The organism is Haloarcula sebkhae (assembly GCF_014647415.1).
GTDB lineage: Archaea > Halobacteriota > Halobacteria > Halobacteriales > Haloarculaceae > Haloarcula > Haloarcula sebkhae.
This window is the reverse complement of record NZ_BMPD01000004.1, coordinates 300053-324598: the sequence shown is the minus strand read 5'-3', so window position 1 is coordinate 324598 and position 24546 is coordinate 300053. Positions and strand designations below refer to the sequence as shown.

Here is a 24546-nt window from a genome sequence, read left to right as displayed (position 1 = left end):
GAACTCACCCACCGACGTAGTGCCAGACGTGCTCGTGGTCGGCAGCCAGATCGACCTGCGGGAGGTCCTCGAGGGCGGGCCCGATAGCGTCCCACCACTCGTCAGCGGTCTTGTAGCCCGCCGGGTGCTCCTGAAACACCTCGGTGATGAGTTTCCCGGCATCGGTATCAGGGTTCTCACGAAGATAATCGTACGCGGCCCGCAGTGCCGCACGCCGGTCGTCGAGTACGTCCCCCGTCCCCGGCAGGTCCGCGTCGGCGATGCTGTGTTCAACTGGCGGCTCGCGGTCCTGTTGTGGTTCCGTGCCCGAACCGACGAGTTGGGAGAACGGGATCCACCAGACCCGACTCCGTGCCCCGACCTTTCGCGTTTCCAGATCCCCTCGTTCCACGAGTACATCGAGTTTGTTGTGTGCCGTCTTCCGTGAACAGCCGAGTGCGTCCATCACATCGGTTGCCGTCAACGGCTTCGCTTGGTCTGCCCGATCTTGAAACACCGAGAGCACTCGCTCCGGTGTGAACTCTGCCGTGGACGGTGGTGACCCGTCAGCCCGACCATCGTCCGCGGTATTGCTCATACGTAGCCATTACAGTCGTATGTAATAGACTTTTCTGCACTACTCTCCGTTTCGGGAGCAAACGCTTTCCTCCTGTCTGACGCTCGATAGACATCAATCACACACGAAGGCACGAAAATACCCTCTCAGCGGACACATCAGCAACGGGATGCCGAAAACTCTCTTTCTATTGGTCCCCTCAGCCAGCGACCGCGCTCTGTTGTATCAGTCTAATTCTCGCTCAGCCGGTTCCGGTGCAGGCACCGACTGCTCGGTTTCCACGACCGCACGCTCTGGCAGTTCGATGTCGGGTTTTCGACCGACCGTCAGCAGGCGCTCGGTAAGTGTCAACTCTTCTGGACTAGGGCTCGGTTTCTGGACTTCCTCGTAGTCGACGACTACTTGCCGGTCTTCGGCCGTAATGCGCACTGCACAGAGCTGGTAGGAGGGATAAAACACCGGGGGTAGCAGCCCGATGACACCGTCCCGCCGGTGGAGCCGTTTGAGCCAGGTCCCGGTGTTGACGACCAAGCCGCCATCGACCGACTGCACACTCGGCCGGTGCGTGTGACCGTAGCAGAAGACGACCACGTCGTCTTCCTGTTCGAATACTTCCTGCGCGGCTTCCGTGTACGTCGTCTGGGTGTCGACCGTAAGGTCGGTCTCGAAGACGCCAAAGCGGTTGATCGTCTTCTTGATATCCCGCCGCAGGAGATACAACGGGATGCCCACGAGCAACAGGAGTCCGGCCAGCGACGCGTTCACCACCAGCAATACCCAGATGGCGGTCCCGACAGTGCCGAACTGATCAAGAAACGATGTCGTCGTTTCCACCGGTGCGGACCAGACACCGAGCAGATTCAGCGCCGCCAGAATCGCCAGAATCGCGCTGATGTTGAACAGCAACAGGAACGGGACCAGCGCATATCGCAGTAGCGGATTCATCTCTCGATAGAAGTACTTCGAGAGCATCCACACCGGGACCCGTTCCGTCGGCGTCACCGCCTGCACGTCCTTGAGCCAGTTGTACCGGCCCCGGTCCGAGAGCTGGCCGGCTCGACTCGTCACGAGCGTGTTGTAGTAATAACCGAGCGGCGTCACGTTGGTGTCGCCCCAGTCCTTGATGCGATTGTTGGGGTCCTGCTGATTGCCGTGTTCGAAGTGGATGGCCGCGTCTCCAACCGGGCGGGTAATCGATTTCGACTGGACGAGAGTGACGTTGTATGCCGCGAACCGCTCCACGTACTCGTCGTAGGCCGCGAGTTCGTGGTCGTGGTTCCCCGGAATCAGGGTGATTTCGATGTTCTCGCCGGTCTTTCGCAACTGCTCGAACAGCGTCGGGTAGGTTTCTTCGAGGGCGTCGAACTTCTCCAGTCCCGACATCCCGGTAAACTCCCACAGCCCGAACGCGTCACCGTTAATGAGCAACTCGGCGTCCTCGTCGGTGGTTTCTAACCGAGCCAGAAAATCGAGCAGTTCGTCGAGGAACTCCACCTCCTCTAGCTGCTCGTCGCCGCCGATATGAAGATCGCTGATGACATAGTAGACGCGGTCCTCGGCGGGGCCGTCCATTGAATACGGGTTCTTGACCCACAGACAAAGGCGTTGCTCTCCGTGGTGTCAAAGCGGGAGAGTGTAGTTTCGACTGTGACTGTCGCTTACAGACAGGCTTTTGCCGGTATCGTGGCCAGCCCGACTACAGTTCAAGCACGGCTCTGAACCGCGCTTCGTTCTCGATCATCTGCCCGTAGGCTTCCTCAACGTCTTCGAGCGGGTACGTCTCTATCTCCGGCGCGATATCGCGGAGCGAACTGAACTCCAGCGTGTCCTGTGAGTCGCGTGCGTGTCCGGAGGCCCAGCCCTCGACAGCGCCACGGTTCTGGACGAGCTGCTGTGCGCTCACTTCAACTGGCTCGCCGGGGACGCCGACGACGACGACAGAGCCATCGACACCGATGCCGCTGACGATGGAACTGATGGCGTCACTCGACGGTGCTGTCGCCAACACGACGTCGGCCCCACCGAGTTCCTGCAGTCGCTGACCGGCATCTGTCTCCGCCGCGTTGATGAAGTGATCGGCTCCCAGCTCTTTCGCCAGCGATTCCTTCTCCGGCGTTCGGGAAATGGCGGCTGTCTCGAAGCCGGCCGCGTGAGCGTACTGGATGCCGAGGTGACCGAGGCCGCCGACGCCCTGCACGGCAACCAGATCCCCGACGTTCGCATCGCTGTTCCGTAGCGCGTTGAACGTCGTCACGCCCGCACAGAGCAACGGCGCTGCGGCCGCCGCATCAAGTGACTCCGGAATCTTCGCGAGCGCTTCCGACGGAGCGGTCATGTACTCGGCGTACCCGCCGTCGTAGCTCAGTCCGGTGATTTCGCCGTTCTCACACTGGAGGAAGTTCCCCTGTCGACACTGGTCACACGTCGAACAGTGGCCGCCATGCCAGCCGACGCCGACTCTGTCACCCACCTCCCAGGCGTCCACAGCGTCGCCGACGGCGTCCACATGGCCTGCCACCTCATGGCCGGGGACCCGCGGATAGGAGACGACGGGGTTGGTCCCTTCTTTCGCGTACACGTCGCTGTGACAGATGCCACAGGCGTCGACCGAGATCCGTACCTCGCCGGGGTCCGGCTCGGGGACCTCTCGTTCGACGACTTCGAAGTCTGCCCCTGCCTCAGGCACGACCGCCGCTCGCATTGTGTCTGACATAGCGATACTTCCGGCTCGACGCGGATAAGCGGCCAGTTAGCAGAGAGCTGTACGGGGTGTTTGTTAGGACATATCCGTACAGAGCGGGTCGAAACGACTTTCCATTCAGGACCGGAGCCGCTGGATGCGCTTCTCCGTCGGCGGGTGGGTCGAGAACAGCTTCTCGAACAGCCCCTTGTCGGCGTTGAAAATACAGAGGGCGTTCATGCTATCATCGACTGCTGATTCCCGCCCCTCCGCACCGCGTGAGATTTTCTCCAGCGCTCGGGCCAGCGGCTCACCGGTACCGATAGCGCGGCGAGCGTCGGCGTCGGCGACGTACTCACGATACCGCGAGATAGCCAGCACGAACACCATGACCAGCGCGTTCGCGAGCGAGGAGGCAACCATCGCCATGAGCCACGAGCCGATGTTCCGCTCGCCGCTGAACAGCACCGCGAAGTAGGCGACGTAGCCGACGAGCATCCCGATAGACTGCCCGACGACCATCGTGATGACGTCCCGGTTCTTGATGTGGGCCAGTTCGTGCGCAATGACTCCCTCCAGCTCGTCATTGTCCAGGAGCTGCATCAGTTCGCTCGATACAACGACGACACCCGCACCTTTCCGGCCGACGGCGAAGGCGTTGGGCACGCCCATGTCCATCACCATCAGTCGCGGCACCTCGATATTCATATCTCTGCAGAGCCGCCGAACCATCTGGTGGACAGCAGGGATGACGCCGTTCACGATTTTGTAATCGTCGCCCGTGGTGTAGCCGTCATCTGTGACTGCCCGCTGGCTCTCTTTGAGTTCGGCCAGCGTGGCCTTGCACTCGTGGAAACTGTTGATATACACCCAGTCGAGCGAGTCAGTGTCGGTCTCACGGAGCACGGTAATCGGCTCAGCGTCCCGCAGACGAACAGTGTCTCCCTGCTCACTGAAGCGTCGCTTAACAGCCTGTCGCTCTTCGCTGCTCTCACACTGATCAACCAACGAGAGCGTTTCCGGCCGCGTGATCCTGTTGATTGACTCGGCGAACGACCCGTCTCCAGTGCCGAACTCGGCCACAGTCCCGCTGGTCGGCAGCTGTTCGAGGAGCACCGTCCGATGGGGAAGGACTGCACGTGTTCAAGCTCTGCTGCCGGGAGCGGCTCTGGGACGGCTTTCCTCCGGTCTAGAATGGTCGCCGCTGTGGCACCCTCTGTTGTCTCGCGCGGAATCGCGGTCTGATAGAGTCCGGCAAGTAGGGGTAGATGCGGTCCGGACAGGACTCGGTGATAGCGCGTTTTGCCCGCGATAATGACATCCTATTGCCACGATACAACAACGGAGAGTAAAAGCATGCCGACTCCGGTTCTCATTGGGGAGGCGAAAAACTATGCGCTTGGGTCCGAAACGACACCAGCATGTCTTTATCCCGTTTTGTTGGACGGTTCCGGCCCTACTCTGTCCCGATCTGTCTGTTTACTGCGGTAGTTGCCGCCGTGCTGTTTGTGCCAGCACTGGTTCTCGGGGGCCCGACCGGACGCACATATGCCCTGACCGTGGCGGTTCTCATCGTCGCGATTTCGTCGGTCCTTCCGTATGCCGCCGCCGTCGGCGTTCTAACTGTTCCGTTCTTTTACACCGGACTCGGCAGCTATGCAGCCCCATCGGTCCTGCCAGCAGATGGGGAGCCGCTCGCACTGACTGGAGTACTCCGGCACGTCGTCGCCGGGATCTCGTATGTCGTCGCAGCCACCGCCGTCGGCGCTGTCGGCATCGGTCTCGATTTCGCGGCTTCGAGTGGTTCGGAGCCGTTTCCGGCGGTGGGCCTCCCGTCGTTTCCAGCACTCGGGTTTCCACCGTTCTTGTTGCTCGGCGGCGTGGTCATCGCCGGTGTCTACGTCATCGCTCAACTGTGGCGGTACGAGAAACCGATTCGGGAGCTGGGTTGGAAGACAGTTTCTGGGACGGTTGTCCTGGGCGCGTTCCTCGCTGTGTCGCCTTTGATTGCGCTCTGGATTTTCGGGTCATACGGCTTCTGACTGTCTCTGTCCTGCTACTGATCGCTAGCGTCTCTGCAGACTATCCGATAGTCGGCGCTACCCGCCGCCTCCCAAACGGCTTAAAGTCACAAGCTCTGGTATCCGATAATGACTCAGAAACAGTCCTCGACAGATGGTGGTCCACGGGCGAGCGGTATGCCGATGCTCGGTCTCGGTACCTGGCAGAATGAAGACGCAGAACAGTGTGCCGAGAGCGTTCGGACGGCACTGGAAGCCGGCTACCGACATATTGACACCGCACAGGCCTACGACAACGAAAGTGCCGTCGGTGACGGTATCGCCGCGGCTGACGTCGACCGCGACGATATCTTCCTGGCGACGAAGGTGTGGATCTCGAATCTCTCACACGACGACGTGATCGAGACGACCGAGGAGAGCCTCGACAAACTCGGCGTCGATTCGGTGGACCTGCTGTACGTCCACTGGGCGGCGGGCGAGTACGAGCCCGAGGAGACGCTCCCGGCGTTCGACGAACTCGTCGACCGCGGCCTGATCGACAACGTCGGCGTCTCGAACTTCGAACCGCACCACGTCGAAACGGCGATGGACGTGCTCGATGCGCCGGTGTTCGCAAATCAGGTCGAAACGCACCCGTTCCTCCAGCAGTCGGAACTCCGCGAGCACGCGGCCGAACAGGACTACGAACTGGTCGCGTACTCCCCGCTGGCACGCGGTGAGGTGTTCGGTCACGATGTCATCGAAGCCATCGCCGACGACCACGACGCGAGCGAAGCGCAGGTCAGCCTCGCATGGCTCCGCGAGAAGGGCGTGACGGCGATCCCGAAAGCCACGAGTGAAGCCCACACCACCGATAACCTGGCGAGCCTCGACTTGTCCCTGACGGACGCCGAAATCGACCGAATCGACGGGATTGAGACCGTCGACCGACGCGTCGATCCGGACTGGTCGCCCGCCGCCTGGGACTGAGTCGCTTTCGAGCTTTCCCGGTGGGATTTGCCGATACGACTGTCGGTCCGTGACACCACGTCTCCCACAGCCCTCTTCACATTTCGACCCGTTGAACAGGTAATGAGATATTTTCGCTCTAACTGGTGGTCAAACTGACTTGGCCTATGTTGCCCTCCACGTTCACTGATCGTCCCTCACTCCCGGCTCGGTACCGAGACAGCGCGCTGTTTGTCCTGCTCGCAATGTTATTCGGTGGTTCGTTCGTCGCCATCAAAACCGGGCTCCGTGAGCTTCCACCGGTGCTGTTTGCCGGTCTCCGGTTCGACCTGGCGGCGGTGACGCTGCTTGGCTACATCGTGGTTACTCGGCCCCGGTCGACGTGGCTACCCCGGACTCGCGGCGACTTTTTGGGAATCGGGATGGCGGCGCTGTTCCTCATCGCGCTCAACAACGGGCTGTTGTTCCTCGGTCAGGGCACGACCACGCCCGCAGCGGCGTCTGTCATGTACGGTTTGAACCCGATACTCGCACCCGTGTTCGCCTGGTGGCTGCTGGGCGACCGCCTATCGTGGCTCGGTGCGGTCGGTATCGGTATCGCACTGAGCGGCGTTATCATCATCGTGCAGCCGTCTCCGTCGACGTTCACCGACGCGAGCGCTATCGGGCAACTGCTGGTCCTCGGCGCGGCCGCGGCCGTGGCCCTCGGCAGTGTGCTCCTCCAGCGTGTCGGCCCGCAGATGGACAGTACACCACTGACTGCGTGGGCGATGGCCGTTGGCGCGGTGCTCCTCCACGTCGCGAGCCTGCTGGTCGGGGAGCCACCAACAGCCGTGATCGGTATCGGCCCTGAAACGATTGCGAGCATCATCGCTGTGGGTATCCCGTCGACGGCGGTCGCGTACGCCATCTACTTCGGCCTCATCAATCGCATCGGCCCGGTTCGTGCGAACTTGGTCGCGTACGTCGTGCCGATTTTCGCCGCGCTCATGGGCTGGGTCCTGCTCGGCTCGTCGGTGTCACTGTGGACGCTCGTCGGCTTCCTCGTCGTCGTTGCGGGCTTCGCTCTCATCGAGCGTGTGACCATCCGCATGGAACTGCGCCGGCTCTATCACCGCTTTGAGGAGACATCCTCGCCGCAGCAGACGCCGCCGTGTGACGACTGAACGCATCGGCAGCCGCAATCGCGGCCCGACGCGTCGCGTTCTTTGGGCGTATCAGCGTGCCACCTGCTGGTAACACAGGCCCGGCCAATCATGTATCGGCAGCCCCAAGCTATCTTATGGACCCTTCTGACGTGGAGACGGTCTTTGTCGCCGGAGCCAGCGGCGGAACCGGGCGAGCGGCGCTCCGACTGCTCAGTTCGCGCGTGCCGACGGTCCGGGCACTGACCAGCACACCGTCGAAGACAGAGGACCTGCAGGCGGCCGGTGCTGACGAGGTTGTCGTCGACGACCTGTTGAATCCGACTGCGTTGACAGAGGCGCTGTCAGATGTCGATGTCGTCCTGAGCGCCGTCGGCTCGAATGTCACGGACGTCTGGTCTCGGGACGAGTACGTCGACGGCACGGGGACGATCAACCTCCTCGATTCGGCTGTCGACGCCGGCGTCGAGGCGTTCGTCATGGAATCCGCTATCGGCGTCGGTGACGAGCCAGCCAGTCCGCTCGCAGCGGCCTTTGACGTCGTCATTCAGCCGATTCAACGCGCAAAGGCGGCGGCGGAAGCCGCAATCCGCGAGGCTCCGATCCGGCATACGATTCTCCGACCCGGCGTCCTCACCAGCGGGCCGCGGACTGACACTGTCTCGGTTGCCGAGCCCGGTGCGAAACTCTGGGGGAGTGTTTCGCGGGCTGACGTGGCCCGACTGATGATTGCCTCACCTGTCACGCCGGCGGCCGAAGATCGGACGTTGGAAGTCGTTGCTAAGCCATCGTTCCCGAACCGAGCGCTGGATATCGATTGGCAACTCCCGCGAAACGAGCGGGCAGGAACCGTGTCGGTCGATACCCCGGACGACGGTCCGTAGTGGCAGTCCATCCGTGCGCAAATACGGCTCCAGCGTGAAAGGATCCTGATGACTGCTGTGGACCACGCAAATGCCGGCTGTCGGCGACTGTACGGGGAGGATGGCCTCTCGTTCGGTCTCGGATTTCCGCTCACAGGCGAGCAGGAATCGACGCCGGATATCGACACGGAACTCCGGTTCGCAAGCCACGCCGAGGATGTCGGATTCGACGCGCTCTGGGCGCGAGACGTCCCGACGTACTGGCCACGGTTCGGGGACGCCGGTGGGGCCTTCGACCCGTGGTCGCTGCTGTCCCACGTCGCCGCCCACACCGAGTCAGTCGCACTCGGTACTGCAAGCATCGTTCTCCCGTTGCGCCATCCCATCCACGTGGCGAAGTCGGCCGCAACCGTCGACCGGTTCTCCGATGGCAGGCTCGTGCTGGGTATCGCCTCCGGTGACCGCGACCCGGAGTATCCGGCGTTCGATGTCGACCCCGAGAACCGGGGGCAACTCGTCCGCGAAAGCGTCGACGCGCTCCGCGCACTCTGGAGAGACGAATACCCGACGATTGACGGCTCTTGGGGACAGATCGACGGCGAATTGGATGTTCTCCCGAAGCCAACGACGGACACGCTCCCGCTCTTTCCGACTGGTAACGCCAGACAGTCGACGGAGTGGATCGCCGAGAACGGCGACGGCTGGATTTTCTATCACCTCCCCGAGTCGACGCTTGAGTCGTACCTCGACACGTGGCGGAGTCACGCTCCCGAGAAACCGTTCACGATTGCCCTTCAAGTCGAGTTCGCTGCTGATCCCACAGCCGAACCCGAACCGCTCCATCAGGGGTATCGGGCCGGTGTCGAGTGGTTCCGGGAGTACTTCCGACGGCTCGAAGGCTACGGCCTTGATCACGTCATCGTCGGCCTACGCGCCGCGGAGCCAGCGGCGGCGATGACGACCTTCGCCAACGAAATCATCGACGAGCTGTGACGGTCGGTGGGAAGATGTTCGCACGGACAGCTTTCGGTGCGGCTGAGCTATTAGATACCGATGACCGACCGGCAGGCGGCCCTCCGCGCTTTAGCTGGGGAGCTTACCGATTACGAGCCGATCACCGACGCGTTTCTCGCAAAGAGCTTCACGGACCAGTTACTTATCGTCGATGTCCGGGACGGCGCATCCCTCCCCGCTGCCGTCACCGACAAGCTAGCTGACCGCGACCTGCGCCCGGCCGAGAGCGTGTACAGTGACAACGAGACACCCCACTCCGCCGTCGGTAACGTGGGCGATGCGACACGCCACCATTTCGTCGACGTGCGAACCCGCGGCTCACACCGCTCGTACGTCGTCGAGTGACTCCGGTCCTGTTGCCTGGGTGGGAGACGAACCCGGCCGGACGTTAGGGGTCGAACTTGTCCTTCTTGAGCCCTTTCCGGACCGGTTCGTGTTCCGCATCGGTCGGCGGCGGTGCGGTCACCAGTAACGCCTCTAGCCGACTGTCCGCGCCCGCTTTGACACCGCGGTCGGTATCGGCCTCGACGACCACCACGTCGCCCGGCTTGACCGTTCGCCTCGTCTCCCCATCACGGACGACACCGGTCCCGGACTGGACGTGTATCGCGACGTCGCTCGCAGGTGCGTGTACCGGAATAAACTGTCCGGGTTCGAAATAGCCACAGACGACTTTCATCCGGTCGCTGCGGAACACTTCGACAGCCGAGAACTGGTCGTCGTCGTATTCCCGGACGGCGTCGAAATCGGCCGCTGTCATCGCTCAGTCCCTCCAAGTTGCGGTATCAACGACCGTGGGCGCATCGTCACACTAAGTCGATACAATTCGCGCCAACTGAGCGGTCCTACTTCTCCTCGCTGTTGATTCATACGAGTGGGTTTGCCCGCACCACAGAAAGCGTCGGTCCCGAACGGCTTCGTCCGCAGTGGGACCGTGCCCTGTGGTCGACGGGGATAGCTCGCCTCCCAACTCACTCCGAGATATCTGGATACGACTGACGACCGCCCTTTGACTTTCTGGCGACCAGTTGGGCGGTTGCGGCGGTCGTGCCGTCCGTTGTCGTGGTCCGCTCGTCGTAATGCAATACTGTCAGCCCGAGCCCGGCCCTGAGCAGTTCGTTCGAGGCAAACCGGTACCGGTCTCCGGAGGGGCCGCCGTCCACGTCGTCGGTCGTCCTGAGGTGGTGCTGGATGAACAGACAGCCGCCGTCGACCAGCGCCTCGATGATATCGGGGAGGCGGTCGACGGGGCGATAGAAGCTGATCGTAATGAGGTCGTACGTCGACGTCGGGTACGCGAACGATTCGAGGTCTGCCTGTATCCACTCGATGTCGTCTTCGACGCCCGCGGCGCGTGCGTTCTCGCGGGCAATCTGAAGTCCCGCGCGTGATTGGTCGACCGCGTCGACGCGGTTCCCGGCCGCTGCGACCGGCAGTGCGTTCCGCCCAGTCCCGGTTGCAATGTCAAGCGCTCGACCCGGCGGGAAGGTCGGCAGGTATCGTTCTAACACCGGATGTGGGTCCGGGTGCTGTGGGTACGTCCCCGCTCGGTATCGCTCGTCCCAGGTCGTCATGCCTGCGTTAACCGCCCGCCGAGATATGAAGGCTATGGGCTGTGACACCGCTCTTGCGTTGCTTCCCGTTTCCGAGCGTGACAATCTCAATTGACTTATCCCTTCGCCTGTGACCCACATACAAGCTACAAGCTATGGCCAGTCAAACCGGTGTGACCAGACGGCGGCTGCTCATCGGTCTTGGAAGCGGCCTCGGTCTGCTTGGGGGCGGTGGTGCCTACGTGTACTGGTCGTTGCAGGGCGACTCTGGCGGGTACTCCGCACCGGACTCACACCCTGTCGTTACCACGCGTGGGCTCCTCAACACAGCCGAGGGGCCAGCCTTCGAGACTAGTGGTACGTGGGCGTTCGACGATGCGTCGGCGGTGTTCCTGTTCATCCACGGATTTAGTACCGACGCCGAGAGGGCGCACGACAACGCCTATACGGCTCAGGTAGCGCTTGACGGAACACGGCCCACACCGGTCGTCGCGTACAGTTGGGATTCCGACGTCGAATGGGAGCAGGCGAAGGCCAACGCCGAGTCAAACGGGACTCACCTCGGTCAGTGGCTGGTCGAATGGGCCGAAACCGACGGGCGACCCGTCCACTTGCTCGCGCATTCGCTCTGCGCACGGGTGACCGGTGAAACACTTCGCGTGCTTGCAGAGCAAGGGGCGACAGACGCGCTTGCCTCGGTGTCACTGCTCGGTGGCGCTATTCCCTACGATAGTGTGATTCAGGGTGGCCGATACGGTGACGCTATCGGGGCTGTTGACGCCCCGGTGTCGAATTTCTACAGCCACAACGACAAGGTCCTTTCGTGGGTGTACCGAGCGTCGGACCGGACCCACGCCGTCGGCCACGCTGGGACTCGTGATGCGGGGCCGCTTCCCGACGGCTATCAAGACGTGAACGTCTCTGATCTCGTTGCCGATCACTACTCGTACTTCGAACCAGGTGAGGGCTGTCTGGCGCGTGTCGTCGCCGAAATCGAGTGACGTGGCTCTGTTTTCTGCTGCTAATAGAATTATATACGGCGGAAGTGTTGTGCTCCCTATGGGAACCGCTGGCAGGCCAACGGCTGCGACACGCTGGAGCGAGATATGACCCTCTTCACTGCCGTTGTCGTCTTCGTGGTGGGATTGCTCTCGGGTATCGTCGTCCGGTGGGTCGCCGGTCTCGCTGCCGCGTTCGCGCTCGTTCTGGTACTGTTGGGAGCAACCACACCGGATATCGGTCTGATAAACTTCGTACTCGAACAGTACTACCAGGGTAACGAACTGCTGTTTCTCGCCGGACTGTTGTTCGGGCTGGACGCTGAACATACGAGAGATGCCGTTGAGGGTTGACGCCTCGCTCTCGGAGTCGTATTGAACTGCAATCTACCGGTTGAATACCTACCGCAGACGATTGCCTTCCGTCGATTGCGTGTGACATTGTCGTTGTCCCGGACAGGACGCGGCTACGCTTCTGGATACCACAGATATACGAATGGTGGATATCGCTGTCGCACATGAGTGGGTCGGTGGGCGTTCTGAGTAGTGTCTCGACCATCGAAGCCATAGACGGCGGAAAGCCCGAAGAAATTCGACCCATACACAGCGACCGGTGGTACGTCCCGGGCAGTGTCGTGTACGACTCCGCTGTCCGGATGTGGCGGGGAACGGCGCTATCTCAAAACCAAAGCCGGCGTCACCAACAATATAGCTATTCGGAACAGCTATTCGACTATACCAATGTCTCACTTCTTTCCTATCAACAGCTGTATGGCCAAAGCAATGTGTGGGTCAGTCGCACAAACTGTGTTTTAATCCTTCACGAAGTCTATGACGGTGGCCTCTCGAGTATCTCGATGTAACTATGGACTTACAGGAATTTGTCCGCTCCAACGCCCCCGAGGACGGTGGCGATGGCTTCCAGAAAGAGAACAACAGGCTGCTCGACATCCCGCTCGACGGAACGGTGATGGTCAAAGCCGGGTCGATGGTCGCGTACACCGGCGAGGTCACGTTCACTGGCAAGTCCTCGGCGGAAGGCGGCATCACGGGCTTTGTCAAGGAGGCCGTGAGCGGCGAAGGGACGCCAGTCATGGAGGCTGAAGGAAACGGCCATCTCTACGTGGCCGAGAACGGCAAGAAGGTACAGGTGCTGACTCTCGCTGACGGGGAATCGATATCGGTCAACGGCACTGACGTGCTCGCGTTCGAATCAACCATCGATTACGAAATCAACACCGTTGGCAGTCTCTCCGGTATGGCCGCCGGTGGGCTGACGAACGTCTACCTCACCGGCCCCGGCGAAGTCGCACTGACGACACACGGCGACCCGCTGGTGATGACGCCGCCGGTGTTCACCGACCCGGATGCCACCGTTGCGTGGAGTTCGAACCTCTCACCGTCTATCGAGGTGAACAAGACGTTCGAGATCGGCCAGACCTCCGGTGAGTCGATACAGATGGAGTTCACCGGTGACGACGGGTTCGTCGTCATCCAGCCGAACGAGGAAGGGTCTGTCACACAGAGCCAGAGTTAATCGCCGCTGAGTTGTCGCGGCGGAGACACCGAGCGCTTGCGGAGCCGTCCCCGAACGAACGGACGGATCGGTGTGACGCCGAGGTTGAGTCGCTCGATTTCGACGACGTCGAACGACCGGTCCGCGACGAGTCGCGTCCCCGTCTGCCGGGTGAGATGACAACCGCCGGCAAGGCGTTTCCAGAGCGGTGCGAGCGCTGACTGTAGCCCAGCGCGCCATCCGTCGTCGATGACGTGCTCGAAGAAACGCAGTTCGCCGCCGGGTTTGAGTACGCGGGTAACCTCACTCATCGCGGACTTGATGTCCGGAATCGTACAGAACACCATCGAGGTGACGACGATGTCGAAGGATTCGTCGTCGTACGGGAGAGCTTCCGCCGGTGACGACTCGATGCGAATCGGCGTGGCCTGCGCGTTCGCCTTCTCTGTTGCCTGCCGCCGCATGTGCGGGTCCGGCTCGACAGCGTGAAACTCCGTTGAGGCGGTCGCCACGCTATCGAAATACGGAAACATCGCGCCGGTTCCAGCGCCGAGGTCCAGCACCGTTCCATCCAGATCCGCTACCAGATACTCACGATGTGGCCGTAGGAGGGTCCGTTCGATGAGCGTCGTTGCCGGATCGTAGATAGCTGCAAACAGCGGCGACGAGGGATTCTGACTGGCGTTCGGCTCTGTGGGCATAGCAGTAGTACCGGTGGCTCCCCTGAAAGCATTGGTTCACTCGAAGGGTATCACACGCGCTCGCCACCCACTGCTGTCAGTCTCCATCCGCCGACATCTCGACGCCCGCTTCGTCAATATCGACTTTGGCTTCGGTGAGGTTGCTGTCTCGCCACGTCCCGCGTCGATACCAGCCGTAGGCAATGAGCGCCCCTGCGACGTTCGAGATGGCGAACGATATCCAGATTCCGGTTTCGCCGAGCGGCACAGCGGCGAACCACGCAATCGGGAAGCGGATGATCCCGAGCATCAACACCGAGATTGCCGCGGCGGTGAGCGTTTTCCCGGCACCACGGAAGCTCCCGGTGTAGGCTCGCATGATGCCGATGAAGCCGAAGGAAAGCGCGACGTAACGGAGGAACTGCGTCGTGATTTCGACAACCTCGGGGTCCGTCGTGAACAGGTCGGCTATCGGTGCAGCGGTGAACCAGACGAGGACTCCAGCCAGGGTGAGCACGCCGAAAAGCACCTTCGCTGCGAGGCCGGCCGCTTTCGCTGCTCGGTCCGGTTTGTCGGCCCCCATGTTCTGACCGGTCATCGTCTCGACGCCACGCGCAACTGCGATGGCTGGCAGGAAGACGACCGAGAACACGCGCGTGCCGATCCCGTAGGCGGCGACGACTGTGTCCGGGAACATCGCGACGATGACCAGCAGCAGATTCATCGACAGTGCACGGCCCGTCCCCTCGACGGAGGCGGGCAGGCCAATGCGAACGAGACGGCGGAGATACGACAGGTCTGGAGCCATATCGCGGAGGTGAATCTGGACGCCGCGGTTCCCTCGGAACATGATCGCCAGCCCGACGATCAGCGCCAGCGCCCGCGAAAAGACGGTCGCGATGGCGGCCCCTTCGATCCCGAGCTCGGGGAACGAGACTGTCCCGACGAGCGGCGCGTTCTCGACGACCGTCCAGCCGAATATCAGGAACGGGTCGATGATGATGTTGAGGACTACTGAGCCGAACATGACGAGCATCGGCGTTATCGTGTCACCGTAGCCCCGCATGAGCGCGACGAAGACGAAGAAGCCGAACATGAACAGTAGGCCGAGCGAGATGACCTCCATGTAGCTGGTCGCCATGGGCAGGACATCTTCTGACGCGCCCATCAGGCTGAGAAACGTATCGACGCCGAGATAGCCCGCAATGCCGAGAACGAACGAGACGATGACGGCGAACGTCACCGTCTGTGAGGCGGCGTACTCGGCGTCGCGCTCCTCGCCCGCACCGGTAAACTGCGCGACGAGGACGCTACCGGCGACCGATATCCCCATTCCGAGCGAAATGAGGAGGAATACCATTGGGAACGCGAAGCTGATTGCCGCCAGCGCATCCGTGCTGTACTGGCCGAGCCAGAACGTGTCCGCGAGGTTGTACGCGGTCTGGAAGAGATTTGTGATGACAATCGGCATCGAGAGGAAGAACAGCGGCTTCCCGATGCCACCCGACGTGAGGTCGAACTCTTCGGGACCCTTGAACAGAGCACCAACGCGACTTCGAATCCCCATTAGTGGGTCGCCTCCGCCGGTGCGTCTGCAAGAAGATGCGTCTCAGCGTATCGTGTAATCGTTTCGTTGAATCTGTCTATCGAACGGTCTGTGGCGACGTGTCGGGTATGGGCACCTGTGATCGCCGTCACGAGGAACTCCGCTGCGACGGCCGGCTCGACCGCGCTATCGAACTCCCCGGTTTCGACGCCGGCCGCGATAATTTCCCGCAACTGGTCAAAGAGAGCAGCATCGAACTTGGCCAGTTGTGTCCGGAAAGCGTCGTTGTACGGGGCCTGTGCCTTTATTTCGAGTAACGCTGTTCTGAACTCCTGGCCGGGCGTCCGTCGCCCATCGGTGAGAACTGTATCCAACAGCGAATCGAGTTCTTCCCGCGGCGTGTTCCCTTCCACTCCCGCTATTTTTGCAGTGTATCGTTCGTACAAGAAGTCCAGAAACTCCGCAAAGAGGTTCTCTTTACTGTCGTAGTAGTAGTGAATAGACGCTTTGCTCCGGTCTGCCTCGTCAGCGATGTCCTTGACCGTGAGCGCGGCGTACCCGTGCTGGCAGAGGGCGCGGTACGTCGCCTCGAGAATTTCGGTAGCTGTATCGTCATCCATGGCGGCTGTGACAAAACTTACTAACCGATTAGTCAAAAACGCTTTGAATTCCACAATCTGGGGTGCCGACGATAATTAGATCTATTCGGCTGAATTTAGACTAACTAACTAATAATTCAGTCCGTAATAGCATACAGGTCACAACGGTTATCCAACCATGGGCGAAACTGTTAGCCAATGGGTGGACCATCGGACCGCACCTTCTCGGAACAGACCGAGGAGATAATGCAGGCAACCTACCGGGCGTTGCGCGAACACGGGTACGCTGATCTCACAATAAAACGAATCGCGGACGAGTACGGCAAATCGACGGCTGCAGTGCACTACTACTACGACACGAAGGACGACCTTCTTGCGGCCTTTCTCGATTATCTGCTGGAGCGGTTCGTCGATTCGATTCACGACGTCGAGACAACGGACCCCGAAGCCCGACTGGAAATATTACTCGATGAACTGCTTGTCAAACCGCAGGAAAACCCCGATCTCTCGGTCGCCTTGCTAGAGATGCGGAGTCAAGCACCGTACAAGGAGGCGTTCAGCGACCGGTTCCGCCAGAACGACGAGTACATTCGGTACATGCTCAAGGCGGTGATCAATCACGGGATCGACGAGGGTGTGTTCACCGATGTCGACGCGGATCACGTTACTCGTTCGCTGCTGACGATCATTGACGGTGCCCGGACCCGCGCCGTGATGCTTAATGACACCGAGGAACTCGAAACGGCCCGGCAGACGGCGAGTGAGTACGTTGACGCGATGTTACAGTAATCGTCCAGTGGTCGACTGCCTTGTAAATTCAGGCCGTTCCGATAACACCAACTGTGGGTTGTCTGAACCTTGGTCCCACAGCCACCACGACCTATTAATCGGAGTCCAACCAGTGCCACAATAGCCGGGACGTTTGCGAGTACCTGCAATGGCGAACAGTCTGACTCAAGTAATCTCCTGCAACGCTGGCGCTGTCTCACCTTTGAAATGGGGATACAGCGGTTTCGGGCCGTGGTTGTGATGATGAATCCACTCCCGATGTTCGACTCGTCTACGTCTCGAGGGTTGGCCCATGTCGCTGCGCGCCAGCCAATCTCAGGCGAGTCTGCCGGACTGACGGTATTGATAATCACCAAAGCCCAGCAACGGGAAAAAGAGCAGTCCAAGGAACGTGAGTCCGAGCGCGAAACCGATACCCCGACCGAACGCTCTGGCTACGCCAGCGTGGATTTTGTACAATGCCAAAATGTTCAGGATAGGGATCGGCAGCAATATTAACCACCACCACGCATTCCCGCCGATTTTGAGCATGACATAGAAGTTGTAAATCGGAACGATAGCCTTCCAGCCTGCGCGGTCGGCTTTCTCAAACACCATCCACATACCGGCAATTTGGATACCGGCAATTAACAGGTTGAACAGGAGCAATACAATATTACCTGTGCCGTTGTTCTGGAGGGGAGCAGCTACCACTGCAAGCGGGGTCATATCGGCGTCTAGCCTGCATACTTTCAAAAGAATGACGACTTATCATCGCGGCAGAACCGAACTCTGCCGCTGCAAACGCACAGCTAGCAATTGCATCCTGACCGGCCCGTTTGAACACCCGACGGGTTACCTATGAATCCACAGTATCGCCGCCTGTAACACTCTGTTCTGCAGGCGGCTGAATGGTCAGGTGGTCCCGCATCGATTCGATGAGGGACGCCGGCAATCGAATGTCGCCGTCGGAATCCCGCTCAACGCCGAATATTTCCTGAACCTCGCTGCTAATGACAATTGTCTGAAGTTCGCCCGTCGCTGTATCGATCGTAATGTTTTGCAGTGTGCCGACTTCGCGGCCATCGGTACTCACGACCCGGACGTTGGAGAGCTGGTTTGCGAGGACCGTTCGCATACTGGTCAATAATCCCGAAATTACCATAAAATTACTGCATCTTCCTGTGGTATATCGTCTCTTACTACAAAGCGGGTGCGTACGTGGATGCCATGTGGTCGCCGCCGAAACGGTGTCACAGATATAACCGGTACATTATGACGGACTTGCCGGCACATTGATCGGATCAGCATTACCGGGTTCAAGACGGCTTTAACCTATCGCTGGTGCTTTTTCAGTCCCAGCGTAACCGCTGACTGTATGCCAGCGAATTGCCCTCCATCTGCGACGCGGTATTGTTGGCAGCATCGCTCTCAAACGCACGGACAGTTGCCCGCACCACAGGAGGTGATTCTGTGAGCGTTCGGTCGGTGGCACTGGCCGCAGTGCTTATCGCCGCAGCGGCGACGGGTCCGGGGCTTGCCGCTGCGGAGCAGCAAGCCACGGTCTCAGAGGACAGCCTCCCGCTGCACGCCGACCAACAACAGGTGGTCAAGGGGGAAACCACACTGGAACCGGGGACGGAGATGATAGTCACAATCGTGTCAGAGAACTCGTCGAACCCGTTCGTTTACCGAAGGGAACCCATAGTACAGCCCAATGGGACGTTCGTCGCCCAGTTCGATCTGTCGCGCCAGCCAGCGAACACATCCTACAACCTGTCCGGCTATGCCGACGGCGATATGGTGTTTAACCGTACTGAGACCATCGCTCCGTGTGACGGAAACTGTACTAGCCAAGGGGCTGCCGCTGGGGAGCAGCAAGCTACGGTCTCAGAGGACAGCCTCCCGCTGCACGCCGACGAACAACAGGTGGTCACTGGAGAGACCACGCTGGACCCCGGGACGGAGATGACGGTCGAAATCATCTCAGAAAACTCGTCGAACCCGTTCCTTTACCAAAGTGAGGTCATAGTACAGCCCAATGGGACGTTCGTCGCCCAGTTCGATCTGTCGCGCCCCCCAGCGAACACATCCTACGAACTGTCCGCTCATGTTGACGGCGACACACTGTTTGAACGTACTGAGACCATCGCCCCGTGTGACGGAAACTGTACTGATACGGTACCTGAGATAGTGACCCCGGAACCGACTGATGATGGCGAAAACGTCGTCGAGGTCTCCCAGGGCGACACCACAATAATTCCGGTCTCAATGACTGATGGAGGAACCAAAACGCTCTCCATTGGCAGCGAGGCGGCTAACTACCGGATCAACGCGACCGTCAGTGACGATGACGGTGACGGCGAGGTGACAGTCCTCTTCGATACTGCGGTGGCCGGCACGGACGGAGCGACGCTCAGAGTGCCGGATCCCGATGACTCGCTGACCGTGACCGAATCGGAGCCGGACCTCTCGTCCACGCTCGCCGCCGGTACGTACTCGTACCGCATGTTCGATGGGCAGTCGACTGACGGGAGACCGACTGTCGGAACGATCGTCATCGAAGCCAACGGGACGACAAGCGAGCAATTCGAGGTTGGGGAGTCGGCCGACTTTGGGCTGGAGGAATCAGTAGTCACAGGGCGGCAGGGAGAGACTGCTCGAATTCAGATAGCTCTCGCGACCGCTGACGCGGCCACCATTTCTATCGGGAGCCCGGACGTTAACTACGAGATCAATGCGACCGTCCATGACGGGAACGGCGATGATAGTGTCGCCCTCCTGTTTGATACCACGGCGGCCGGCCACGACGAACCCACCCTCGAAACCGCCGCGGACGCCGATGCCGTGTCAGTCGAATCCGGTTCGGAGGTCGCCCTCGATTCGCAACTCGCTGCGGGCACCTACGAGCTGTCGCTGTACCGTGGGACTGAGGTGGCCGAGGGGCAGCCCGATACGGTCGGCTCGTTGCGCATCACAGATGTGACTCCCACATCCACAGACTCGTCTTCCAACGATGTCGATTCAGTTACCGGCGAAACGCCGGCAGCGCAGCAGTCACAGGCTGGGGACTTCGGGGTTGGTGTCGGCGCTCTCGCTGTCGGCGGGGTGCTCGCCATCGTTGGCGTAGGCATCGGTCTTCGGTCCGTGATGGACTGACGCCGCGACAGTGGGCTATACGCACGGTTTTTGAAACCATCTCGGGCTTGGCGATCGGTCTACCCCCGTCTGAGACCTGATCTCGTTGCCTTACCCACGGCTGTCACGTTGCGATCTGAGACCAAGTTCTGTGGGTTTTGTCCTCAAATCGCCACGGCAGAGCGGTCCTTCCTATGACAGCGGTTCGCCAGAGTCACTCGTCAGTCAGTAGCGTAGCGATACCGAGAACGGTGATGCAGAGACAGAAAAACAACACGCCCGGCTCGACGACTTCGAACACGAACCATGCGAGCGTGCTGGTTCCACTGACTGGCCCTGCATGCGGACTCGCAGGAGCCAAGACCTCGGATCCGGCGGTTGCGTCCGCCAGTCTCTCTGCGCCCCACTGGACGAAGAGACTCGCAAAGCCGATGAGTCCTATCCCCGTAATAACGTTGCTCATCGATTGCTGGATGCGCGGCGCAAGGTCGTGGTCGCCGACCAGCACAATTGGGTCGCTCGCCGGGCCGTACACGGTCATCTCGTTGCCCTTCGAGGAGTACACCGTCTCGACCGGTTCGATGAGGTCTGCGTCTTTGAGGTTCGAAACGTGGTAGTGGACGTTCTGGACCGACGTGTCACATCGGTCCGCTATCTCGGACGGCGTTCCGGGCTCGTCGTACAGCGTACGGAACAGGGACCGACTGGTGTCCGAGGCGAGCGCATCGAGCACGTCGTCGGTTTCGTTCTCCGCAACATCGAGTACCCGCGGCGATTCGTCCGCTGTCCCGGTCCGCTCTTGTATCGTTTCGATGAGACTCGACATAGCGTCACTGTCGGATATATGATGCGGGACCCATCAAAGCCCTGTGGCTGGCTTAAAACTAGATTTAACCGTCGGTGCGGTTCTGTGCACTCCGGACTGCATGGACTGGACGGACCGCCCCGTGGCCGGTCTCGTTGTTGAGTCCCGGCCGCCCCACGTCTCTCGTGGTCTGTTCCAGCAGGCGTTCTGTTTCGCGGGGCGATAGCGACTCGTTCGCCTCTAGCATCAGGGCCGCGGTTCCACCGACGTACGGGACTGCAGCCGAAGAGCCGACGAAGCCGTCAGGTGCGGCAGCGGCGAACTGCCTGTCCGGGGCCACGATGTCAACACCGGTCCGTCCATCGACTGTCGGGCCACGGGAACTGAACGGTTCGAGCTGCTTGACACGGCTGTTGTATGCCCCGACAGTAATAACTCCGCGGGCCGTCCCTGGAGCGACAATGCTGTTTCGAGCTGATGTGTGCTGGAGGTCGTGTGTCGGTGAGACAAGCCGTAACCGTGCACTAGTCGGCGACGCGGGCCCACGAATCACGAGATAGTAGTCGCCGGGCCTGACGTCGGCAACGATTCGCTCGTTTGGTACATCGTCACCGCGATAGGGCTGTGAGCGGGCGACAAGTCGGGAGTCGGTTCCGTTCGTTCGATACAGTTCGACTGTGTACTCCTCGTCTGTATGGCCCCGGTCCCACGAGAGCCAGACCGCGATTTCGGTCCCGCCCCGGATGTAATTCTGCCTGCTCCTGTTGGTAAACTCGATTGTCCGGTTTTGGACGGTTTCGGTGGTGTACTGTCCTGACCAGTGGGATTGTGCGAGATTCCCGGCTGGGGCGACGAACACTGACCCACGCTCTGTCGCTCGCGTCGCACTCCGGGCGACTGGCCCGGTTCCATCGCCCGGCTGTCCGTAGAAGGAAACGGGTGCGACGATCACGTCGACGTTTTCCCGGACTAGCCAGTCGACTGCCTGTCTGTAACTGTCGACGCTGTCGACCCGGGCGAGATAGAGGGCGGCGTCCGGTGCGGTCCGTGACACGACGGCGGCCGTCGCGGTTCCATGTGTTTCCCGGGTGTCGTCTACGGACCCACCGCCGAATCTTCGTGTTTCGGTGATCTGTCCGCCAATCATCTCCGAATCAGTATCGAATCCGGTCGGATCGACGATGCCGACCGAGACGTTCGAACCTGTAACCCCGGCCGCGTGGAGACGTTCGAACCGGCCGGCTGATCCGTCTGACACTGAGACTGATGCGGTATCGGCCCTATTCGAGCGGGGGTCCGTCGGCCCCGTCACTGCGAGGAGTGCGATGCTACCGGTTAGTAACATGATTGCGACGACGGCCAGTAACAGTACAGTCCGATCACGCACTGTTGACCACCTGCCGCGATACGACCACCGGAACGTAGAGCGACGGGCTCTCAACGAACACTGGGTGAGTATCGAACGCTGTACCGAGATGTTCGGCTACTCGGGCACACGCAGCGCGGAATACGTCGTCCGTGAAAACCGACACACGTACATTCACATAGGAACAGTCTACCCAGCGGACACGTCGTTTCATCGTTACTTTCAGTCTGTGTGGTGTGGCAAGATCCGACTGTCGGACCAACGTACTCTGATTCGAGCAATCGACAACGGGGAGGACGGGTTGTGCCCGTTGTCGTGTGGACAACCGGACCGGGATGGATTCCGATTCGGGGAAACCGGCGGCACATGGGGGGGGGCGCTGGCAGCCGGGAACCGTCTCAGGCGGTCGCCGGCGTTTGAACCGTCGGACGGGAGCATACTAAAACTATCAAAGACTAAAAACTGGTTTTAAATCTCAATGCATCTGGGTTGTAGCCAACTCACACATCTCGGTACTCGCCGCCGACGGGTTTGTACCGGACTGCGAGATGAAAGATAATTTTGGGTCGCCCATCGGATTCCAACTGGATGTTGCGCCCTGACATTGGCCTGCCGAGATTCAGCGGCGGGCCGTTGGTTCCCGTTGTAACGTACCTCCTGGTAATTGTTGTCCTCTCCGGACTGGTGACCATCTCCCCCGGCGCATCGCCGCCGCCCGTCCTGGGAATTCTCTGGGGTGTCTTCCTCGTCGCACTCACGGTTGGGACGCTCAGAATAGAGACCGTCTCACCGCGTTCTCTGCTCCCGTCTGTTCGCACACTGGGCCCCGTGATCGGGGTGGTCACCGTGTTCTGGGGACTGTACAACCTTGTTGCGGTCGCTCTCGCGATGGGTGGCATCTCCGGATTCGAAGCCTCGCTGTCGAGAACCGCTGCCCACCCGCTGCTGTATCTCGCGGCGCTTTTCAGTTCACTTCTGTTCACTGCGATCCCGGAAGAATTCCTCTTCCGTACGTACCTCCAGCAGAAATTCACGCGGTTGGCCGGTGAGACGACTCGTCGCGCAGTGCTATCCGGTATCAGCCTTGCCGCGGTCCTGTTCGCCCTGTTTCATCTCCCGCGGTGGTTTCTCGCATCGGGGCACGGCGTTAGCTCCGGGCTGGCAGTCAGGCTCCTCGGACTGGCGCTCATGGGTCTTGCCTACGGGAGTGTGTACGCGCTCTCGGGGAACCTCTGGCTCGTCGCGCTGTTCCATGCGTCGATGAATCACCCGCCGTTCCTCGTCAGGGTGACCGTCCCATCTGAACTACATCTGGTGGTCAGCGTGCTCGAATACACTATCATGGTTACGCTGGTCTACCTGACCGTTCGGGTGGTAGAACCCGTTGAGACACCGCTTATGTGGTCACAACGTAACAACCACGCCTCAGCCGGGGACTGACTACTCTCTCTGTCTGTGAGGCTTGGGCCGGATCGTACGTACGTGTCCGATTCTGTGGCTAAGTGGCAACCAACGGTGACAGGTGGAGAGAAACTGGGCTTTATTTTCGCTTCGGACAGAGACGTACCCATGGATCTACAGACCGAAACCTGGACTGATATGGCGGACGTGGAGACGAATCTGGCGCTGCTCCCCGTTGGGAGCACAGAGCAACATGGGCCACACGCGCCGCTCGGAACGGACACGCTCGACGCTGAGGCAGTCGCCGAACGCGGTGCCGAGCGCCACGACGACCCTGTCGTCGTCGCACCGGCAGTCCCTGTCGGCGTCGCCGAGGAGCATCGGGCCTTTTCCGGGACGCTGTGGACCTCCGAATCGACGTTTCGGTCCTACGTGCGTGACATCGTCGGTAGTCTCGCCAGCCACGGCTGGGACCATGTGGTGCTGGTCAACGGCCACGGTGGCAATATCGACGCGTTGCGTGAAGTGTCGGGCACGATAACCCGACACGACGAGGCTTTCGCCGTCCCGTTCACGTGGTTCAACGCGGTCGGCGACCACAGCGCCGACATGGGCCACGGCGGGCCGCTGGAGACTTCGCTCCTCCAGCACACGAACCCCGAGACTGTCCACGAGGACCGACTGGACGAGGCCGCTGACGGTGGCAGCGACAGCTGGGGGGAGTGGCAAAGCGGTGTCAATCTCGCGTTCGATTCCGACGAGTTCACCGAGAACGGCGTCGTCGGCGACCCACGCGAGGGAAGTGCCGAACGCGGGGAGACGCTGCTGGAGCTGGCGACCGAGTCGCTTGTTGACCTCCTTGATGAAATCGCTGACCGACCGGCTGGACCTCGTGAGTGAGAGTTGAGGCGAAAGCAGATAGTTTCTATTGAAACCACAGTATTTGACT

The 24546-nt window shown here is 60.6% G+C and carries 26 protein-coding genes; 13 read left to right on the top strand and 13 right to left on the bottom strand.

The annotated features are described in order from the left end of the window. Nucleotides 1-4 precede the first annotated feature (4 nt). The 4 genes from IEY38_RS13855 to IEY38_RS21280 form a co-directional block, all read right to left on the bottom strand. Nucleotides 5-577, bottom strand: a complete 573-nt coding sequence (locus IEY38_RS13855; protein WP_188978686.1) for a helix-turn-helix transcriptional regulator — start codon at nt 575-577, stop codon at nt 5-7. A gap of 204 nt (nt 578-781) precedes the next feature. After that, entirely contained in the window at nt 782-2128 is a 1347-nt protein-coding gene (locus IEY38_RS13850) for a metallophosphoesterase (protein WP_188978684.1), read from the bottom strand. A 124-nt stretch (nt 2129-2252) separates the two neighbouring features. Then, complete coding sequence (locus IEY38_RS13845) at nt 2253-3257, bottom strand: alcohol dehydrogenase (RefSeq protein WP_188978839.1); 1005 nt, start codon at nt 3255-3257, stop codon at nt 2253-2255. Nucleotides 3258-3374: 117 nt separating this feature from the next. After that, a complete protein-coding gene (locus IEY38_RS21280) occupies nt 3375-4352 on the bottom strand; it encodes a M48 family metalloprotease (RefSeq protein WP_229775314.1) in 978 nt (325 codons plus the stop codon). A gap of 305 nt (nt 4353-4657) precedes the next feature. Here IEY38_RS21280 and IEY38_RS13830 point away from each other — a divergent pair, with 305 nt between their 5' ends. The 6 genes from IEY38_RS13830 to IEY38_RS13805 all read left to right on the top strand — a co-directional run bounded on the left by IEY38_RS13830 (nt 4658) and on the right by IEY38_RS13805 (nt 9572). Continuing rightward, nucleotides 4658-5278, top strand: coding sequence for a hypothetical protein (locus tag IEY38_RS13830; RefSeq protein WP_229775313.1), 621 nt, complete (start codon nt 4658-4660; stop codon nt 5276-5278). Between the two features lie 156 nt (nt 5279-5434). After that, complete coding sequence (locus IEY38_RS13825; protein WP_188978836.1) at nt 5435-6226, top strand: aldo/keto reductase; 792 nt, start codon at nt 5435-5437, stop codon at nt 6224-6226. 146 nt (nt 6227-6372) lie between these two features. Then, nucleotides 6373-7371, top strand: a complete 999-nt coding sequence (locus IEY38_RS13820; protein ID WP_170098875.1) for a DMT family transporter — start codon at nt 6373-6375, stop codon at nt 7369-7371. Between the two features lie 116 nt (nt 7372-7487). Next, nucleotides 7488-8234 carry an NAD(P)-binding oxidoreductase gene (locus tag IEY38_RS13815; RefSeq protein ID WP_188978682.1) on the top strand — a complete coding sequence of 249 codons (747 nt, stop codon included), beginning with the start codon at nt 7488-7490 and terminating at the stop codon, nt 8232-8234. 48 nt (nt 8235-8282) lie between these two features. Then, nucleotides 8283-9206, top strand: a complete 924-nt coding sequence (locus IEY38_RS13810) for an LLM class oxidoreductase (RefSeq protein ID WP_188978680.1) — start codon at nt 8283-8285, stop codon at nt 9204-9206. Between the two features lie 60 nt (nt 9207-9266). Next, the gene (locus IEY38_RS13805) at nt 9267-9572 is read left to right on the top strand and encodes a hypothetical protein (RefSeq protein WP_188978678.1); all 306 of its coding nucleotides are present in this window, start codon (nt 9267-9269) and stop codon (nt 9570-9572) included. Nucleotides 9573-9615: 43 nt separating this feature from the next. Here the strand turns inward: IEY38_RS13805 and IEY38_RS13800 are convergent, their stop codons facing one another. Together IEY38_RS13800 and IEY38_RS13795 are read right to left on the bottom strand one after the other, a co-directional pair. Then, nucleotides 9616-9987: a cupin domain-containing protein gene (locus tag IEY38_RS13800; RefSeq protein WP_188978676.1), complete on the bottom strand. Its 372-nt coding sequence runs from the start codon at nt 9985-9987 to the stop codon at nt 9616-9618. Nucleotides 9988-10198: 211 nt separating this feature from the next. Then, the gene (locus IEY38_RS13795) at nt 10199-10801 is read right to left on the bottom strand and encodes a class I SAM-dependent methyltransferase (protein ID WP_188978674.1); all 603 of its coding nucleotides are present in this window, start codon (nt 10799-10801) and stop codon (nt 10199-10201) included. A 134-nt stretch (nt 10802-10935) separates the two neighbouring features. Here IEY38_RS13795 and IEY38_RS13790 point away from each other — a divergent pair, with 134 nt between their 5' ends. The 3 genes from IEY38_RS13790 (at nt 10936) to IEY38_RS13780 (ending at nt 13315) form a co-directional block, all read left to right on the top strand. Beyond that, complete coding sequence (locus IEY38_RS13790; RefSeq protein ID WP_188978672.1) at nt 10936-11781, top strand: DUF726 domain-containing protein; 846 nt, start codon at nt 10936-10938, stop codon at nt 11779-11781. Between the two features lie 105 nt (nt 11782-11886). Continuing rightward, on the top strand, nt 11887-12132 hold the full coding sequence (locus IEY38_RS13785; protein WP_188978670.1) for a hypothetical protein: 246 nt from the start codon (nt 11887-11889) through the stop codon (nt 12130-12132). A gap of 511 nt (nt 12133-12643) precedes the next feature. Beyond that, entirely contained in the window at nt 12644-13315 is a 672-nt protein-coding gene (locus IEY38_RS13780; RefSeq protein WP_170098882.1) for an AIM24 family protein, read from the top strand. Here the strand turns inward: IEY38_RS13780 and IEY38_RS13775 are convergent. The 3 genes from IEY38_RS13775 to IEY38_RS13765 all read right to left on the bottom strand — a co-directional run bounded on the left by IEY38_RS13775 (nt 13312) and on the right by IEY38_RS13765 (nt 16140). Continuing rightward, the gene (locus IEY38_RS13775; protein ID WP_188978668.1) at nt 13312-13995 is read right to left on the bottom strand and encodes a class I SAM-dependent methyltransferase; all 684 of its coding nucleotides are present in this window, start codon (nt 13993-13995) and stop codon (nt 13312-13314) included. The genes IEY38_RS13780 and IEY38_RS13775 overlap by 4 nt on opposite strands. 76 nt (nt 13996-14071) lie before the next feature. Next, the gene (locus IEY38_RS13770; RefSeq protein WP_188978666.1) at nt 14072-15541 is read right to left on the bottom strand and encodes an MATE family efflux transporter; all 1470 of its coding nucleotides are present in this window, start codon (nt 15539-15541) and stop codon (nt 14072-14074) included. Next, nucleotides 15541-16140: a TetR/AcrR family transcriptional regulator gene (locus IEY38_RS13765; protein WP_188978664.1), complete on the bottom strand. Its 600-nt coding sequence runs from the start codon at nt 16138-16140 to the stop codon at nt 15541-15543. The genes IEY38_RS13770 and IEY38_RS13765 overlap by 1 nt, the downstream gene beginning before the upstream one ends. A gap of 177 nt (nt 16141-16317) precedes the next feature. Between IEY38_RS13765 and IEY38_RS13760 the strand changes: the two genes are divergently transcribed. Further along, nucleotides 16318-16908, top strand: coding sequence for a TetR/AcrR family transcriptional regulator (locus IEY38_RS13760; RefSeq protein WP_188978662.1), 591 nt, complete (start codon nt 16318-16320; stop codon nt 16906-16908). A gap of 315 nt (nt 16909-17223) precedes the next feature. Here IEY38_RS13760 and IEY38_RS13755 read toward each other — a convergent pair whose 3' ends face one another. Together IEY38_RS13755 and IEY38_RS13750 are read right to left on the bottom strand one after the other, a co-directional pair. After that, the gene (locus tag IEY38_RS13755) at nt 17224-17616 is read right to left on the bottom strand and encodes a DUF5684 domain-containing protein (RefSeq protein WP_188978660.1); all 393 of its coding nucleotides are present in this window, start codon (nt 17614-17616) and stop codon (nt 17224-17226) included. A 130-nt stretch (nt 17617-17746) separates the two neighbouring features. Next, nucleotides 17747-18025 (bottom strand): PRC-barrel domain-containing protein, encoded by a 279-nt coding sequence (locus tag IEY38_RS13750; protein WP_170098562.1) that lies wholly within the window; start codon nt 18023-18025, stop codon nt 17747-17749. A 335-nt stretch (nt 18026-18360) separates the two neighbouring features. On the opposite strand from IEY38_RS13750, the gene IEY38_RS13745 reads away from it, so the two are divergent. Continuing rightward, nucleotides 18361-20046 (top strand): BGTF surface domain-containing protein, encoded by a 1686-nt coding sequence (locus IEY38_RS13745; RefSeq protein WP_326838515.1) that lies wholly within the window; start codon nt 18361-18363, stop codon nt 20044-20046. Nucleotides 20047-20239: 193 nt separating this feature from the next. On the opposite strand, the gene IEY38_RS13740 is transcribed toward IEY38_RS13745, so the two are convergent. Both IEY38_RS13740 and IEY38_RS13735 read right to left on the bottom strand, forming a co-directional pair. Further along, on the bottom strand, nt 20240-20851 hold the full coding sequence (locus IEY38_RS13740) for an ArsR/SmtB family transcription factor (RefSeq protein WP_188978658.1): 612 nt from the start codon (nt 20849-20851) through the stop codon (nt 20240-20242). A gap of 64 nt (nt 20852-20915) precedes the next feature. Next, entirely contained in the window at nt 20916-22217 is a 1302-nt protein-coding gene (locus IEY38_RS13735; protein ID WP_188978656.1) for a S8 family serine peptidase, read from the bottom strand. Between the two features lie 567 nt (nt 22218-22784). Between IEY38_RS13735 and IEY38_RS13730 the strand changes: the two genes are divergently transcribed. Together IEY38_RS13730 and IEY38_RS13725 are read left to right on the top strand one after the other, a co-directional pair. Then, on the top strand, nt 22785-23636 hold the full coding sequence (locus IEY38_RS13730; protein ID WP_188978654.1) for a CPBP family glutamic-type intramembrane protease: 852 nt from the start codon (nt 22785-22787) through the stop codon (nt 23634-23636). 129 nt (nt 23637-23765) lie between these two features. Further along, nucleotides 23766-24497 carry a creatininase family protein gene (locus IEY38_RS13725; RefSeq protein ID WP_188978652.1) on the top strand — a complete coding sequence of 244 codons (732 nt, stop codon included), beginning with the start codon at nt 23766-23768 and terminating at the stop codon, nt 24495-24497. Nucleotides 24498-24546: the final 49 nt, after the last annotated feature.

Excerpts from the sequence above, each read along its gene's own strand:
- IEY38_RS13805 (WP_188978678.1), top strand. The coding sequence starts at position 9,267 with ATGACCGACCGGCAGGCGGCCCTCCGCGCTTTAGCTGGGGAGCTTACC.
- IEY38_RS13790 (WP_188978672.1), top strand. The coding sequence starts at position 10,936 with ATGGCCAGTCAAACCGGTGTGACCAGACGGCGGCTGCTCATCGGTCTT.
- IEY38_RS13765 (WP_188978664.1), bottom strand. The coding sequence starts at position 16,140 with ATGGATGACGATACAGCTACCGAAATTCTCGAGGCGACGTACCGCGCC.
- IEY38_RS13755 (WP_188978660.1), bottom strand. The coding sequence starts at position 17,616 with ATGACCCCGCTTGCAGTGGTAGCTGCTCCCCTCCAGAACAACGGCACA.
- IEY38_RS13740 (WP_188978658.1), bottom strand. The coding sequence starts at position 20,851 with ATGTCGAGTCTCATCGAAACGATACAAGAGCGGACCGGGACAGCGGAC.
- IEY38_RS13815 (WP_188978682.1), top strand. The coding sequence starts at position 7,488 with ATGGACCCTTCTGACGTGGAGACGGTCTTTGTCGCCGGAGCCAGCGGC.
- IEY38_RS13825 (WP_188978836.1), top strand. The coding sequence starts at position 5,435 with ATGCCGATGCTCGGTCTCGGTACCTGGCAGAATGAAGACGCAGAACAG.
- IEY38_RS13770 (WP_188978666.1), bottom strand. The coding sequence starts at position 15,541 with ATGGGGATTCGAAGTCGCGTTGGTGCTCTGTTCAAGGGTCCCGAAGAG.
- IEY38_RS13830 (WP_229775313.1), top strand. The coding sequence starts at position 4,658 with ATGTCTTTATCCCGTTTTGTTGGACGGTTCCGGCCCTACTCTGTCCCG.
- IEY38_RS13850 (WP_188978684.1), bottom strand. The coding sequence starts at position 2,128 with ATGGACGGCCCCGCCGAGGACCGCGTCTACTATGTCATCAGCGATCTT.
- IEY38_RS13785 (WP_188978670.1), top strand. The coding sequence starts at position 11,887 with ATGACCCTCTTCACTGCCGTTGTCGTCTTCGTGGTGGGATTGCTCTCG.
- IEY38_RS13855 (WP_188978686.1), bottom strand. The coding sequence starts at position 577 with ATGAGCAATACCGCGGACGATGGTCGGGCTGACGGGTCACCACCGTCC.
- IEY38_RS13800 (WP_188978676.1), bottom strand. The coding sequence starts at position 9,987 with ATGACAGCGGCCGATTTCGACGCCGTCCGGGAATACGACGACGACCAG.
- IEY38_RS13775 (WP_188978668.1), bottom strand. The coding sequence starts at position 13,995 with ATGCCCACAGAGCCGAACGCCAGTCAGAATCCCTCGTCGCCGCTGTTT.
- IEY38_RS13795 (WP_188978674.1), bottom strand. The coding sequence starts at position 10,801 with ATGACGACCTGGGACGAGCGATACCGAGCGGGGACGTACCCACAGCAC.
- IEY38_RS13820 (WP_170098875.1), top strand. The coding sequence starts at position 6,373 with ATGTTGCCCTCCACGTTCACTGATCGTCCCTCACTCCCGGCTCGGTAC.
- IEY38_RS13750 (WP_170098562.1), bottom strand. The coding sequence starts at position 18,025 with ATGCGAACGGTCCTCGCAAACCAGCTCTCCAACGTCCGGGTCGTGAGT.
- IEY38_RS13725 (WP_188978652.1), top strand. The coding sequence starts at position 23,766 with ATGGATCTACAGACCGAAACCTGGACTGATATGGCGGACGTGGAGACG.
- IEY38_RS13845 (WP_188978839.1), bottom strand. The coding sequence starts at position 3,257 with ATGCGAGCGGCGGTCGTGCCTGAGGCAGGGGCAGACTTCGAAGTCGTC.
- IEY38_RS13810 (WP_188978680.1), top strand. The coding sequence starts at position 8,283 with ATGACTGCTGTGGACCACGCAAATGCCGGCTGTCGGCGACTGTACGGG.
- IEY38_RS13780 (WP_170098882.1), top strand. The coding sequence starts at position 12,644 with ATGGACTTACAGGAATTTGTCCGCTCCAACGCCCCCGAGGACGGTGGC.
- IEY38_RS13760 (WP_188978662.1), top strand. The coding sequence starts at position 16,318 with ATGGGTGGACCATCGGACCGCACCTTCTCGGAACAGACCGAGGAGATA.
- IEY38_RS13730 (WP_188978654.1), top strand. The coding sequence starts at position 22,785 with ATGTTGCGCCCTGACATTGGCCTGCCGAGATTCAGCGGCGGGCCGTTG.